The 14,147-nt window shown below is 48.2% G+C and carries 13 protein-coding genes and 1 pseudogene; 11 read left to right on the forward strand and 3 right to left on the reverse strand.

Annotated features, from left to right (window positions below; all coding sequences use genetic code 11):
* Positions 1-73: 73 nt before the first annotated feature.
* The 4 genes and pseudogenes from QUA57_RS26370 to QUA57_RS26385 all read left to right on the forward strand — a co-directional run.
* Positions 74-311, forward strand: a pseudogene (locus tag QUA57_RS26370) (transposase); the annotation flags it as partial.
* 155 nt (positions 312-466) lie between these two features.
* Positions 467-607, forward strand: coding sequence for a hypothetical protein (locus QUA57_RS26375; RefSeq protein WP_333251439.1), 141 nt, complete (start codon positions 467-469; stop codon positions 605-607).
* A gap of 25 nt (positions 608-632) precedes the next feature.
* Positions 633-806, forward strand: a complete 174-nt coding sequence (locus QUA57_RS26380; protein ID WP_333251442.1) for a transposase family protein — start codon at positions 633-635, stop codon at positions 804-806.
* 103 nt (positions 807-909) lie between these two features.
* Positions 910-1,296: a transposase family protein gene (locus tag QUA57_RS26385; RefSeq protein WP_333251445.1), complete on the forward strand. Its 387-nt coding sequence runs from the start codon at positions 910-912 to the stop codon at positions 1,294-1,296.
* Between the two features lie 189 nt (positions 1,297-1,485).
* On the opposite strand, the gene QUA57_RS26390 is transcribed toward QUA57_RS26385, so the two are convergent.
* The 3 genes from QUA57_RS26390 to infC all read right to left on the reverse strand — a co-directional run bounded on the left by QUA57_RS26390 (position 1,486) and on the right by infC (position 5,773).
* Positions 1,486-1,962, reverse strand: a complete 477-nt coding sequence (locus QUA57_RS26390; RefSeq protein WP_333042796.1) for a Crp/Fnr family transcriptional regulator — start codon at positions 1,960-1,962, stop codon at positions 1,486-1,488.
* Between the two features lie 122 nt (positions 1,963-2,084).
* Positions 2,085-5,129: a HEAT repeat domain-containing protein gene (locus QUA57_RS26395; protein ID WP_333064754.1), complete on the reverse strand. Its 3,045-nt coding sequence runs from the start codon at positions 5,127-5,129 to the stop codon at positions 2,085-2,087.
* A 107-nt stretch (positions 5,130-5,236) separates the two neighbouring features.
* Complete coding sequence (gene infC / locus QUA57_RS26400) at positions 5,237-5,773, reverse strand: translation initiation factor IF-3 (RefSeq protein ID WP_006635262.1); 537 nt, start codon at positions 5,771-5,773, stop codon at positions 5,237-5,239.
* A gap of 417 nt (positions 5,774-6,190) precedes the next feature.
* Between infC and QUA57_RS26405 the strand changes: the two genes are divergently transcribed.
* The 7 genes from QUA57_RS26405 to QUA57_RS26435 all read left to right on the forward strand — a co-directional run bounded on the left by QUA57_RS26405 (position 6,191) and on the right by QUA57_RS26435 (position 13,793).
* Positions 6,191-7,213 carry an alpha/beta fold hydrolase gene (locus QUA57_RS26405; protein ID WP_333064755.1) on the forward strand — a complete coding sequence of 341 codons (1,023 nt, stop codon included), beginning with the start codon at positions 6,191-6,193 and terminating at the stop codon, positions 7,211-7,213.
* 478 nt (positions 7,214-7,691) lie between these two features.
* Positions 7,692-8,186, forward strand: a complete 495-nt coding sequence (locus QUA57_RS26410) for a hypothetical protein (RefSeq protein ID WP_333064756.1) — start codon at positions 7,692-7,694, stop codon at positions 8,184-8,186.
* A 441-nt stretch (positions 8,187-8,627) separates the two neighbouring features.
* Positions 8,628-10,424: an N-acetylmuramoyl-L-alanine amidase gene (locus QUA57_RS26415; protein WP_333064758.1), complete on the forward strand. Its 1,797-nt coding sequence runs from the start codon at positions 8,628-8,630 to the stop codon at positions 10,422-10,424.
* Between the two features lie 145 nt (positions 10,425-10,569).
* Positions 10,570-11,409, forward strand: coding sequence for a glutamate racemase (murI, locus tag QUA57_RS26420; protein WP_190660417.1), 840 nt, complete (start codon positions 10,570-10,572; stop codon positions 11,407-11,409).
* Positions 11,410-11,589: 180 nt separating this feature from the next.
* The gene (locus QUA57_RS26425) at positions 11,590-12,144 is read left to right on the forward strand and encodes an NYN domain-containing protein (RefSeq protein WP_242722119.1); all 555 of its coding nucleotides are present in this window, start codon (positions 11,590-11,592) and stop codon (positions 12,142-12,144) included.
* A gap of 585 nt (positions 12,145-12,729) precedes the next feature.
* Positions 12,730-12,972 (forward strand): DUF433 domain-containing protein, encoded by a 243-nt coding sequence (locus QUA57_RS26430; RefSeq protein WP_333064759.1) that lies wholly within the window; start codon positions 12,730-12,732, stop codon positions 12,970-12,972.
* A gap of 401 nt (positions 12,973-13,373) precedes the next feature.
* Positions 13,374-13,793: a hypothetical protein gene (locus QUA57_RS26435; RefSeq protein WP_333064760.1), complete on the forward strand. Its 420-nt coding sequence runs from the start codon at positions 13,374-13,376 to the stop codon at positions 13,791-13,793.
* Positions 13,794-14,147 lie beyond the last annotated feature (354 nt).

Below are 14,147 nucleotides of genomic sequence, written 5' to 3' on the forward strand. Positions count from 1 at the left end.
CTGGCACATCTCTTGATGAAGTTATTCGTGCTTATTGTGCAGAAAGAGTGTCTCATACTTATTTGAAATGACTATATTACCCTCTCTGACCAAGCCATCTATCTTAATCATGGATAATGCACCGATTCATCGAAAAACAGCCATTCGAGAACTGGTAGAGGAAACGGAGCATCAAGATCTTTTTCTCCCAAAATATTCTCGCCTACCTGAACGATATTGAACACGATTTTAGTGCCTTAAAGCGAGCCCGAATTTATGCTCCTCCTGGCACATCTTTAGATGAACTCATCTGTGCCTACTGCGCTCAATAGTGTCTCTTTTTTATTTGAAATGAGTATATAAGTAATTACCCGAACCTGATATTACTTCACGAGTATCTCTTGAATGCTGCTGTCACTTTTTTGAATAGACCTCTGGAAAAAGTCTCCAATAAGGGCAATAGTGAGGTGATTGAGAGGAAAAACTGATGACTTACGAACAAGTGCAAAGCTTAAAGCCAGAAGCCTTCAAGAGATTATGTGGCGTTGGGTCTACAACTTTTGCAGAAATGGTGTCAGTAAAGCGAACAACAGCAATTTCAGAAACGGAAACCCGGTCGTCCGCCTAAACTGAGCTTAGAACATCAGCTACTACTGGCATTACAATATTGGCGAGAGTACCGTACCTACTTTCACATTGCTCAAAGCTGGAACATCAATGAATCCACTGCGTTCCGGCAAGTGAGGCACGTAGACAATACATTGATTCGTTCAGGTCGGTTTAGCTTACCCGGAAAGAAAGCACTGCCACAACCTGACTCAGTTTGAGAAGTGGTTGTGGTCGATGTGACCCAAAGTCCAGTCGAGCGTCCAAAAAAAAACAACGACAAGTGTTTTCGGGCAAAAAAAAGTATCACACCTTGAAGTCACAATTAGTGGTCAATCAAAAGACGGGAGCAATTATTTGCAGAGCTTCGTGGTAAAGGCAGAAGGCATTCCTTGTGACTATTCATTCTTCAGTAAAGTCAGGCTAGCCACTACAATTAAGCTTTGGCGTGACAAGGGTTATCAAGGAATTGGGAAACTTCTTGCCAATAGTCAGATCCCTACTAAAAAGCCCAAAAGCTCTAATTTATCTAAGGTTCGACGGCAAGAAAACCGTACTCTGGCAACCCAACGTATTGTCATTGAACACGTCAATCGGAAACTGAAAATTGTTCGGATTCTGTCGGAACGTTACCGAAATCGCCGACGTAGATTTGGTGTACGCTTCAACCTGATTGCAGGCATCTATAACTATGAACTTAACCTTTCATAATGAGTTTTGCAAAAGGTCTAATAATTTCCCGCTCTTAGGTATCTCTATTAAGATGCGATTACCCTGGCATTGTGTAATCTAATCTACCAGAAAAATTGTGCGTATTCGTAATCGCTATTGGCACCTTACAGAAGATAAATTGTGCAGAATTACCGAGCGACTAAAAACACAATTCCCACTTCCCCAATTTCATCGCATCTCAGGAACTCTCACAGTCTCTGTAGGAGGCATAATTGCCTCTTTAGCATTCAACTTTTGATTCAACTCCCGAATCCGGCGCGACAGCAAGCGAATAATATTCACCGCAATTCCCGGCGTTTCATCAATCGCATCGTATAGCTGCATTTGAGTCAGCATCAAACACTCGGATTGTTCGACAGTAGAAATAGAAGCCGATCGAGGTTCGGCATCAAAAAGCGACATTTCCCCGAAACAAGCCCCCGCTTTCAACTGTGCCAAATCCCGATCACCTATATGCACCCGCACCGTTCCCGATACCAAAATATAGAGAGATCGACCTTCTTGTCCTTCCGTAAAAATCCTGTGCTTGGAAGGAAACGAAAGTTCATCCATTACCGATGCTAGACGCACGAGAAAATCATCCCGCAGTTCCTTAAAAATCGGAACCTCCCTCACAAACAATAGGCGTTCGACGCTTGTTAACATAATGAGATGCAGTGATTAATTGAAACTTAAAAACGGGAAGGAGAAGGGGAATAAAAACCGTTGACGGTTGACGGTTAACTGTTGACTGACAATCACAACTGCCAACTGACAACTGACTAATGTTACCTTTTTCCCCCAGCACCGAACTCTGCCATCATCTCTTCAACTTGAGCGGATACCAAATTATCGGGGTCATTTTGCAGCCTGGGCAACAATTCGCCCAAAGCCCGCGGCGAAGCTATTTTCAAATAGGCTAACACTGCTTCGCGGACAAAACCCGTCGGGTGCTGCAGACAGACGAGAGTTTGTTGAGCCGTAAGACTCCAGCGCGCTTCTCTCGCCAAGTGAAAGCAGCAGGCCAAGGCCCAATCCGAAAGGAAGTGGCGCAATTCTAGCAAGCGGCGCAAACGATCGCTAGGGGCTAGAGGTTTGTAAACCATCAATTCCGAGAGGTTGCTCAATTTTTCTCTTTCCGAGTGTTGATCTAACAAATTGATGAGCGATCGCTTCCTAGCTATATCCACAGTATTATCGAGAATTTCCAATCCCCTAGCAACCAAAGAAGGTTGGCCGGAAGCGATGTTGAAAGCAGCCGCTTGTACTGTTTCCAGCGGATAAAGAAACTTCATCAGCAAAAAACAGCGCTCTTTAGCATCAGCTTCCAACCCCGCCAGAGCACGCTGCAACAATTGAGCCGTATCGTTCCCAGCTTCCCGGGCGCTGTTGCCCTCTCGCTCTGAGAAATTGCCGTAGGTTGTTACCCCAGACAAATCTACCAGACCTGCATAAATTTGACCGATAAACATTAACTCCTGTTCGATAAGAGTTTCCAAGCCGCTACGGCCGATGCGGTCTAGAACCCCTTCTATCCCCGCTTCCGAAGGCATTTTTAACAGGATGCGGAGGATATTGCGCCTTGTCGTTCCCCAAGCCGTCATCAAATTGCTCACCAAAATGTCGATCGCCTCCGGAGTCCCAATTTGACCCAGAGCCGTCCAAGCTTGCAACCTGACCAAATCCGACTTGTGGATATCCTCAGCCAAATACACGAGCAAAGGAATGGCGTCGTTGTGCAGTTTGACTATAGCCTGCAAAGCCGCTTCCCTAGTCGATTTATAACCAAGTCCGCGCAGCAGCGAAGGATAATATTCTTCCGAATGAGTAGACGAAATCACATCTAACAGAGCGCAGCGCACTCGCAGAGATTCATCTTGCAACAGATTGGGGATATGCAGCCGCAGCCCTTGTAAATAATCAGCTTCTCCAAGAGCCCGCGTCCCCATAACACGTTCCCGCTCTTGCTTGTGTGTCAGCATTTGGCGCAGTGTGTTAGTAGCCTCTGCCTTTTGCTGGCGATCGCCCCTTCTCATAATTAAAGCAGCCGCCGTACCCCGCACCACCGGATCGACCGTCGGCTGCAAGTAAGGCCGCAAGCTCTCAATATTCGGTTCAGCTTCCGTCAGCCAGATGTAGCGCAAAGCCAAGGCCAGCACCTCCGGCGGCAAGGATTGCTGCGAGAGTGCGCGGACAGATTCTAAATATGCGGGGTTCGGGTGTTGCAGCATCGTTTCCAAGCTCTGGCGCTGCAAACCAGGGGAGAGCGAATCCAAGAGGGGAGCCAGAACTTCTCCGACATTTTTGGGGTCAATTTGCGTCAGGAGTTCTATGCAAGAGCGCTTTTCATCTTCGCCCCCCGGCTTTTGTAGAGTTTCCACCACTGCCCGCTTGAGAGCTTTCAGGTCAACGTCTGTGACGCCCAAGCGTCCCCGCTCCGCACTTTTGACCAACAAACCCACGTATTGAGAGCGGATCAGCCATACCACAAACACCCACAACAGTGCCAATATGACGATCACGCCAATAAATATCAAGCTTTGCTGGTCGTGAAATACATTTTCGTCTTGCTGGGGGAGTATCTTGCCTGTCACCCACAGCATAATCAGGATGCCTACTCCTGTAGCTCCGCAGGACAAAGGTTCGCCCACACCGTTGACCAAAGTTTGAATTCCCGATCGAATATTGTCGGGAATCGGTTGAAATAAAACCGGGCTAACAGTTTCCAAAAGCGTGTAGTGCAGCAGTTCGTCTAAAAATCTCAGCAATATTAGCCCGATAAACACAGATACTAGCTGGCCCAGAGATGCTCCTATGGTCAGCACCCCGAGTATAGCGATGCCCGCCGGCAAAATCATCGCCGTCACGAATACACCGATTCTTTCCACTAACCGGCTCGAAGCGAACCACTGAGTTGCCACTTGAAACAGGCCTTGTATGCCTTCATAAATGCCCAAGAAGCTAGCGATCCAGCTAGCTCCATCCCCCGGGTTTTGGTATTCTAGCTGGCTGTAGAATTGGAAATCTACCAGCACGTAGACGACTTCTGCGAGGATGAAGAAACTGACTAGAGGTACGGCGTATTTTTGAAGTGGGCCTGTAACTTTGCGGGCGGTAAATTCTTCTTGGTCGTCGTCTTCGTCGTCATCCGTCCAGTGAGCCGTTTCCGGGAATGCTTGGCTGTATTTTTCCGTGAGGTAGTAGAGCAACACCGAGCCTGTCGCCACCATCAACCCCGATATGAGGGTAACGTTTTTGAGTCCGACTACGTACAGCAAAACAGGCAGAGAAAATCCGCTGACTACTCCAGCTACTAGATAGCCGCTACTGACTAGCGGATAGGTGCGCTTGATTTCTCTAATATTAAACAGTTGGTTGGAAGTGATAGAAGTGTTGAGGTCATTGAGGACATAGCAAGCTTCCACCCACAGCCACATCAAAAAAATAGTAATAAAAGCTATGCTGACGCCAGCTATCTGAGTATTTTCGTAGCCGATGCCGAATCGAAACAAAAATAGCGGTATCGACATCATTGCCAGAACAACCACTACGGTGCGCCTTAGCGGCAGGATTTTTTGCAGCCACGAGTAGACAAATCCCAACCCAGAACCGATAAACGCGCTGGCTATGTAAATCCAGGGCATTTTATCTGCACCAAATTCATCTAGAAAAAGACCTACTGTGCTGAGTTCCAGCCAGATCAGCCCGACGGAGGTTAGAGTGTAGACGACGAACATCAGTACGGTTCGCTCTACTTCTTCCGATCGCAGGTTGAGCGATCGTAGCACTCCTTGTCTTACTCCCGCCGAACCGCTGATTTGAAAATTTTCCATGCAGCGTTGATTTCCCTGTGTGGTAGCTTATTCCTGACTAACTTCGGAAGTCATCAGCTATCAGTCACCAGTTTATGACTGATGACTGCTTACTAATGACTATCTATTTATACTTTCTTCGGCGATAGCAGCATCATCATACTGCGTCCTTCTTTTTTGGGGGCTTGCTGCACTTCTGCGATTTCCTGCAAATCTGTCGCCATGCGCTTAAGCAAGTCCTCTGCTAGGTTGCTGTGTTGGATTTCCCGACCTCTGAACATGATCGTGGCTTTTACTTTGTCCCCAGATTTGATAAAGCGGTCTGCTAGTTTGAGGCGCACTTGGTAGTCGTGTTCTTCAATTTTGTAGCGCATCTTCACTTCTTTAACATCGGCAGTGTGCTGCTTCCGCTTTGCTTCTCGCGCTTTCTTTTCCTGCTCGAATTTGTACTTCCCATAGTCCATTACCCGGCATACGGGCGGGTCAGCTTTGTCGCTGACAAGTACGAGATCGAGTTCTTTTTCTTCTGCCAGGCGCAGCGCTTCTGCAGGCGTCAATATCCCTAGTTGCGCGCCGTCGGTATCGATTACCCGGATTTTGGGGTATCGAATATTTTCGTTGATCTGGGGTAGGTTGCGATTTTGTCTTCTTTCAATCACAGGCATGAATGGTTTTACAAGCAGTAGTTTAATAGCGAAGCTTCTTGATAGTTACAGGTTTGATCGGTCAATTTTTCACGATTGACGATCGAACTGTTTTATAAGGTGTTACCCTTACCGGACGTACTACCGCGCCCTGTGTCCCCTCCGCTAAAGCCTTGGGGAATATTTGGACGATCGTAAATGAATTCTTACAATACTTGCTATTCTACTCAGTCTGGCTGAGTTTCTGCTTAGTTTTATTTTAACTTCACACACGATCGCCCGCCCCCTTGCCCGATTGATGACAAAACCGTCAAAAATTCAGGGTAAAAGCTTAAGGATGAGGTAAAGTCGCTTTTCCTAGCCCATCTCGCCGGGTCGGACAAGTCCCCCAACTCGCCTGATTTGCCTTGTAGAATAGGTATAAGCAAGTGTAAATTTATGTTGCGAGCTGAGGCAAAATTGACAAATTCTCTGCTGTGGCACCAACGGGTGGGAACTCAACGAGACTGGATGTGGCGGGGTTGGCAAACTCGCTACACTTATTTGCGGCCCGATGGGGTACGAAATCAAGACGCGCTGGAATTTCAAGATTCTGCGGCAAAACCAATGGCCCCGCGCGCATCGGGAACGCCGATTATTTTACTGCACGGGTTTGGAGCTTCGATCGGTCACTGGCGACAAAATCTTGCCCAACTCGCCGAAAACCAAATGGTTTACGCCTTGGATTTGTTAGGGTTTGGCGCTTCGCAAAAAGCTCCGGTCAACTACTCTGTGTCTTTGTGGGTCGATCAAGTTTATGATTTTTGGCTAACTTTTATCAGAGAGCCAGTAATATTGGCAGGAAACTCGATCGGCTCGCTAATTTGTCTGGCCGTAGCCGCAGCTCACCCGGACATGGTGGCAGGCACGGTGATGATTAGCCTCCCAGACCCCTCTGTGCGAGCCGAGGCGGTGCCCGGATGGCTGCTTCCGGCGATCGAAGCGGTTGAAAGTTTGTTTGTTTCTCCGATCGTACTCAGGCCTCTGTTTTATTTGGCCCGCAAGCCTTCCTTTGTCCGCCGCTGGGTTGGCTTTGCCTACGCCAGCCCCGAAGCTGTTACCGACGAATTAGTAGAAATTCTAGCAGGGCCAGCAGGCGATCGGGGAGCAGCCCGCGCCTTCTGCGCTTTATTTAAAGCTGTAGGCAGTTCAAAATTTTGCCCCAGTGTCAAGATTGTGATGCGAAATTTAACAATCCCCATGCTGTTAATTTGGGGCAAACAAGACCGGATGATTCCCCCTCGGTTTGCCCGACCCCATCAATTTGTCGAATGCAATCCCAATTATGTAGAGCTAGTGGAATTAGACAATGCGGGCCACTGTCCCCAGGATGAATGCCCGGAACAAGTAAATCAAGCAATTTTGAACTGGATGAGCCGGAATTTTGCACCTATGGGCGAGAGCGAATTGCAGCACTGTTGATTAGACATGGGGTCGTTGATTACTAAGGGAAAAAAACAACTTGCAGGTATCGATCCCGCTCAAAAATACATTTGCTATAACTCGATCGCACCGGTGGTATGGTATAGCAGATGTTGAAGGCTGTAGCGACGAAGCGGAGCGGGTAAAAAGAAGTCCTGCAAGAAGGCGCAATCGAGCGATTAGGTTTCAAAAATTAAGAACGTCCTCACCGTCAGGGCGGTTGCTATATTACAAAACTTCCCTATCTTGAGAGTCAGTCGATTTGAGGTTCGAGATTGACTCCCCAGCCGCTATCTAGAGGCTTGAACTAACCTAAACCACTTGTTTGCTGTGGACGACTCCTGCAGAAAAGTAAGTCTCCGTCTTTCTGTGATGTCATCTATCTACTGTTATTGATTGCCCTTTTTTTAGAAGGTCAGAGATTGACACAATCACCAAGATAGTGTATCTTCTCTAACTGGTAGTACACATCCAAGTTATGCAGTTAGTCGAAAGGCAAGTCACTAAACCAAATCACAGGTTTTACCCAGAAGCCGATCGATTGTCTTTGCTGTCCAACAAACTTTACAACTGCAATAACTACTATATCTACGGTCAAAACTTTTTCTCAGGTCAACTAACTAATTCTCTGGGTGTCGTTCGATCACTCAAAAAGAGTCTAAATTACAAAGCATTGCCGGCCCAAGTAACACACAAAACTCTCCCGTTACTGCTGAAAACATGGACTAGCTATCATAGTGTTAAATTGGCGGGCGCGATCGCGATCGCCCCACTAAGTTTCAAGCAGCACCGAAAATCCCTGATTAAAAAAATCCGAAAAAAAGAGAGCAGGGGCGATATGTATTTGTATTTAACTGTCAATGTGTTAGCAAAAAAGCTTTTCCCAAAGAATATGTCATTTTGTCTGGGACTAACATTTGGCGGCTTGGAAAAGTTACCTAAATCTTGGAAATCCGGATTGTTCCCCAGGTAAGTTGTTAAGTTATTGAGGTAGTTTAGGAAAAGTTAGAACAAAACGCAAGTGTAAAGCGGATTATAACCCTTGCCACAACGAGCTTCGCCAACATTAAAGAGCTATGAAACCCCTCCCTGGAAGAACGGTAAAATTCTACCTTCTAACTTGTACCTTCTAACTTCAAGAAGCACCTTGTTTCTTGCTCCTAAAAATAAATACCTTCCTTTGTGCCCAGAATCTTTCAGTCTGCTTATAACCGAGCGCCCCCAAGTATACGGGAAAGTTCAAAAATGCCGGGATCTGGCATTTTGGAGCCTGTGAACGCATAAAAAAGTCAATTTAGCCAACAACTGACGGCCCCCGTGCCCCCGGTCTGCTGGCGGCTAACTGCTGAAAGCCGATCGGGCAAGCAGCGCCCTTCCAGCTTTTGGCAGTAACGCAAACGAGGAAAAAACTGTCGTGAAATTCCACTGGCTACTACCGAGTTTCTTAAGTGTATTTTTGCTCGCCGGAGCCGCCGAAGCAGCTAGACTGCAATCTTGGCGGTTTGATGCTTCAGAGAACCGGCTTTACATTACAACAGACGGGGGAGTACAACCCAAGGCTCAACTGATTTTCAATCCGATGCGGTTGGTAATCGACTTGCCGGGGACGAGTCTGGGTCGTCCCTCGGTCAGCAAACCGCTCTCAGGCGCGATCGAATCGGTGCGGGTAGGACAGTTTGACAACGATACGACCAGAATTGTGGTCGAGATCAAAGACGGGTTTACTATAGACCCTCAGCAAGTAAAATTCCGGGGGATTTCTCCGAGCGAGTGGACAGTGGATTTGCCAACGCCGGTGCCGGGAGAAACTCAAAATCCGATTTCCGAACCAGGGGGAGAAAGGTTATCGGTTGAATCTTCATCACCCCAAGCCGAGTCAGCCCAGGCGACTGTAGTTCAGAACGTTCAGGTGACGGCAGACGGTTTTTTAGTCCGCACTGCGGGCGGTCGCCCCCAAATTAATTTTGAACAAAGTCGGGCTGGGGACATCGCTACCCTCGATATTGAAGGAGCTAGTGTAGGGCCGGGCCTAAGCAGCCAACAGCCTAAAACAAACGGTGAGCACGGGGTTGACAAGATTGAAGTCCGGCAACTGCCAACAGACCCCCCCGTTACCCGCGTGACTTTGCGGATGAAGAATTCTAATACTCAGTGGCGGGCATCTGTGAGCAATTTGGGCGGGGTTGTGCTATTGCCTGGAAGTGTAGTACGACAGCCCTCGGTTTCCCGCCGCCTGACTGTAGATCCTCCCGCTAGACAAGCTCAAGGAAATTTAGCGAGAGTTCAGTCAATTGATTTAGCCAGTAACGGGACGCAACTGGTGGTGAGAACTGACCGCCAAGTCTCCTATACCAGCGGGTGGGACCAGGGGTCGAAAGCTTACTGGATCAGGATCGCCTCTGGTGTGCTAACGGGGGAAATTCCTCAGCTCGATGCCAATAGTCCTGTATCGTTTACTGCCAGCCAAGAAGATGCGGAGACTGTGGTGATTTGGGTGCAGCCGCGATCGGGGGTAGAGGTAGGCAGGGTGACGAGACCGAACCCGCAGTTGCTGTCTTTGCAGTTGCGATCGAATGCAAGCGCGCAGCAGCCTTTCACTCGCACTCCCAGCCAGCAGCAGCCTTTGCCGAGAAGGACTTTCGGAAGCGACGATTTGCCCCAAGCTTCTAACCGCCGCGCCGTAGTAGCGATCGATCCTGGTCACGGTGGCCGCGATCCGGGGGCAGTCGGGATTCAGGGCATTCAGGAGAAGGAGATTGTTTTGGATATCTCGTTTCAGGTGGCGAGGCTGCTGGAACAGCAGGGCGTGCAGGTGGTGATGACTCGGACTGACGACAGCGAAATCGACCTGGAACCGAGAGTTTCTTTGGCGGAACGGGTGAATGCTAGTTTGTTTGTCAGCATTCACGCTAATGCGATTAATATGAGTCGGCCGGATATTAGCGGGATTGAGACTTATTATTTCAATAACGGCCAAGATCTGGCGAGGGTGATTCACGCCAGTATTTTGGAGGGTACGGGGGCGACTGACCGCCGAGTGCGGCAGGCGAGATTTTACGTTTTGAGGAAGACTTCTATGCCTTCTGTTTTGCTGGAGGTGGGTTTTGTCACGGGTGCTGAAGATGCTGCTAGGCTTTCTGACCCAGCTTACCGCAGTCAAATGGCGGCTTCGATCGCTCGCGGCATTTTAGTTTATCTTCAACAAAGATAATATATTGCCGCAGGGATTGGTAATGGGTAATTGGTTATTTGTTATTTGTTATTGCTAGCAACTGACAACTGACCACTGCCAACTGACCACTGCCAACTGACCACTGCCCAGTGCCAAGTGACAACCGACTATTGACAATTAACAAATGACTACAGACTCTGGACAACAAAGAATTGGTATTTTTGACAGCGGCGTGGGCGGTTTGACTGTTTTGACCCAGTTGTACCGACAATTGCCTAACGAATCGATACTTTATTTTGGAGATACGGCGAGGCTGCCTTACGGCACTCGCACGCCGTCAGAAATTGTGGAGTTTGTCCGCGAAATTATGGCCTGGTTGGTGGAACAGGATGTGAAAATGGTCATTATGGCCTGCAACACCAGTTCTGCTTTGGCGATGGAGATGGTGCAGGCTGAGTTTGATATCCCTGTGCTGGGAGTAATTCTGCCGGGGGCGCAGGCTGCGGTGCAGCAAGGCAAGCGGATCGGGGTCATCGCAACTCCTGCTACGGCTGCTAGCAATGCTTATCGAAATGCGATTTTGGAGATGGACGATTCTTGCCTGGTGTGGCAGGTTAGCTGTCCGGCTTTTGTGCCGCTGGTGGAGCAAAACCGGATTCACGACCCTTATACTTGTGAAGTGGCTCGGGAATATTTGGCTCCTTTGATTCAGCAGCGCATTGATACGCTGATTTACGGCTGCACTCATTATCCGCTGTTGGCTCCTGTGCTGCGCTCGCTTTTGCCTGCTGGGGTGACATTGATCGATCCTGCGGTACGGGTGGTGGCTGCTGCTGCCAGAGAATTGGAGCTTTTAGGGCTGCGGAATCCTGGTACTGCGCTACCGACTCGTTTTTGCGTGAGCGGCCCCCCGCAGCAGTTTGCGGAGTTGTCGGTGCAGTGGCTCGGTTGTACTCCTGCTGTTGAGAAAATATCCCTGCCGACAGTTGTACGATCGCCCGTATCGCTGGAATCTGGCGAATAAGCTGGAAAATTTATAGGTTAATCTAACCCCCCAAAACTCAGGTAAAGCTGGCTCTGGGGGGTTTAATTATTGCGATGTAACCTAGCAATTACACATCAATAGGTAATATTATTGAACAAAAGCTTTGATGAAGAATGCAAATAATGTCCTATACGTGCTGGATCTCTTCAGCCTTGAACCATGTCACCCTATGTATCACAAGCAGTTTTACTTGTAGACGGCTATAACATTATTGGACTTTGGCCTCGACTCCGAGAGAAGCGCGATCGCGACGAACTCGAAACAGCTCGCCGCGAGTTAATAGAGGTTTTAGTTAACTACAGCGCTGTTCAAGATTTTGAGGCTCGACTGGTGTTTGACGCGCACTATCGAGATACTCCCGGCGTTAAAGAAATTATTACTAAAAATTTATCGGTGCACTACACTGACTTCGGTCAGACAGCAGATACTTATATTGAAAAATCCTGTGCTAGTTTGCGCTACGAGTTGCGATCGGTCAAAGGCAAAGGCCGCATGATTGTCGCCACCTCAGACCGAGCGCAGCAATTGACCGTAGTCGGGTACGGTGCCGAATGGATGTCCGCCGAACAACTAGCGGCTGACGTAGAATCCACTGCCCGCCGCAGTGAGCGCCAGCACAAATCGCGCAAACACAACTCCAGTCGCTTTCTCGCCAATTCCCTCGATCCCGAATCCCAGCAGCGCCTCGCCAAGTTGAGAATGGGGCTGCATTAGCTGCTGAAACCCCCTTGCTGTATGACAAAAAAAAAGTTTGTCAAAGGCCTTGCCAAATCGAGTAAGTTCAGCTATTGTTAGTAATTGTGGGTAACAAAAACCCCCAATCCTCGGTAGCTCAGTGGCAGAGCGGTCGGCTGTAATGAATGCAAGCCTTTGGCATCAACCAAAAGCCCTAATGACATAGCAGCTCTATCCGGTAACGGGTACTGAAAAATCGGGTGAATTCAAGGAAACCGCAGCACTTCGGGTGGCGGCAATCTTGAGCCAAGTCTGGCGAAAGGCAGCGGTTGCGATCGCAAGTACCCAGGAAGGTGCAGAGACTAGAGATGAGGAGCCTAACCAATAAATCTCATAGCGCCCGACATCCGACGACAGATCACAAACATGATTTGTAGGGATGATGAAATAGTCCGCCCCCTTCGGAAACGTTGGGATAAGTGTAACCGATTGGTCGTAGGTTCAAATCCTACCCGGGGAGTTAGTAAAAGTCTGAAGTTGGAAGTTTCCAGCTTCAGATTTTTTGTTTTTATTTTCAGATATGTTTTTCTCTCATAATGTAGATGCAAACACTTTACCTGTATCATGAGCTATCGCGACATCATCACCATAGAGCCGGATAAGCGTGGTGGCAAGCCCTGTATTCGTCGGATGCGGATTACGGTTTACGACGTTCTTGGCTGGCTGGCTTCTGGAATGTCTATGACGGAGATTATTGACGACTTCCCAGAACTGACAGAAACAGTTCAGGGGGCGACAAGCGCCCCTGAACCTTTACAGGGTCTGTTTTCGCGCGAGCGACCAGCCTCAAAAATTTCGGCTTATTGACAAAATAATCTCAAGAGTGAAAAAGTAGGCAGTTGTGATAAAAAAGAAGGGTCTCGCTAATACAGCACTTCCGGATGTTATGAGGTACACTAGCAGCAATTAGTAAACCAGTTTTTGAGATGTTTCGGATTAATTAAGTCAAGAGCCACAGCAATATAGTATCAACCATTTTAGTCGGAACTTACCCCCTGCGGGGTAGTCCCGTGGATCTCTGGCGCATATGAGCTATAGGTTTGGTCGATTCGACCGGCTCCCTCGCGTAGCCATGTAATTTTAGATTTTCTTAAGATTTTTTATAGTCAGAGCGTGAGATAATTGTAGTGATGCACATGGCAAGAGTCCCCAACCGCAATTCCCCAGCCGCTGTCCTCTTACGTCAGTCTTATCGAGAGGATGGAAAAGTGCGCAAGCGCACCCTAGCTAACCTCTCGAAATTGCCGGATGATGCCATTGAAGGACTGCGAATTTTCCTCAAAGGTGGCACCGCTATTTCTAGCTTAGAATCCGCCTTTGACATCCAACGTTCCTTACCCCACGGTCATGTGGCCGCTGTGTTAGGCACGCTCAAAAATATCGGACTAGAATCATTAATTAGCGAGCGATCAAGTCGCCAACGAGCTCTAGTCACCGCGATGATAGTGGCACGAATTATCGACCCCGCCTCAAAATTAGCCACCGCACGCGGACTATCCACAGATACCTGTAACATCACAGTTTGTGAAATCTTAAAAGTTCAAAATGCTTCGGCAGACGAGCTTTATGAATCAATGGATTGGTTGTCAGAAAGACAAGCAGAAATCGAACAAAGAATCGCAGCATAACACCTATGTGAAGGGAGCCTAATTCTTTACGACGTTACCTCCACATATTTTGAAGGAACCACCTGTCCCCTGGCTCAATACGGCTATTTGCGGGACAAAAAGAGAGGGAAATTACAAATCATTTTTGGATTACTTTGTAATGCTGCTGCCTGCCCCATCGCTGTCGAAGTTTTTGAAGGCAATGTCAACGATGCCACAACCTTAAGTCCGATACTGGCAAAAGTCCGCACTCGGTTTGGCATTCAACGGCTAGTATTGGTGGGCGATGGGGGTGTACTTAGGGCTTGCTGAATAATCGATCGCCAACCAAGAGCAGGAGCGATCGATATATTCAAGCAGAGTTAAATATAAGTT

Origin of the sequence: Microcoleus sp. Pol7_B2 (assembly GCF_036701035.1) — a bacterium.
Classification (GTDB): Bacteria; Cyanobacteriota; Cyanobacteriia; order Cyanobacteriales; family Microcoleaceae; genus Microcoleus.

Bases quoted from the DNA above. Each gene is read 5' to 3' on its own strand.
- QUA57_RS26375 (WP_333251439.1), top strand. From the start codon at position 467: ATGACTTACGAACAAGTGCAAAGCTTAAAGCCAGAAGCCTTCAAGAGA.
- QUA57_RS26390 (WP_333042796.1), bottom strand. From the start codon at position 1,962: ATGTTAACAAGCGTCGAACGCCTATTGTTTGTGAGGGAGGTTCCGATT.
- QUA57_RS26395 (WP_333064754.1), bottom strand. From the start codon at position 5,129: ATGGAAAATTTTCAAATCAGCGGTTCGGCGGGAGTAAGACAAGGAGTG.
- infC (WP_006635262.1), bottom strand. From the start codon at position 5,773: ATGCCTGTGATTGAAAGAAGACAAAATCGCAACCTACCCCAGATCAAC.
- QUA57_RS26405 (WP_333064755.1), top strand. From the start codon at position 6,191: ATGTTGCGAGCTGAGGCAAAATTGACAAATTCTCTGCTGTGGCACCAA.
- QUA57_RS26410 (WP_333064756.1), top strand. From the start codon at position 7,692: ATGCAGTTAGTCGAAAGGCAAGTCACTAAACCAAATCACAGGTTTTAC.
- murI (WP_190660417.1), top strand. From the start codon at position 10,570: ATGACTACAGACTCTGGACAACAAAGAATTGGTATTTTTGACAGCGGC.
- QUA57_RS26425 (WP_242722119.1), top strand. From the start codon at position 11,590: ATGTCACCCTATGTATCACAAGCAGTTTTACTTGTAGACGGCTATAAC.
- QUA57_RS26430 (WP_333064759.1), top strand. From the start codon at position 12,730: ATGAGCTATCGCGACATCATCACCATAGAGCCGGATAAGCGTGGTGGC.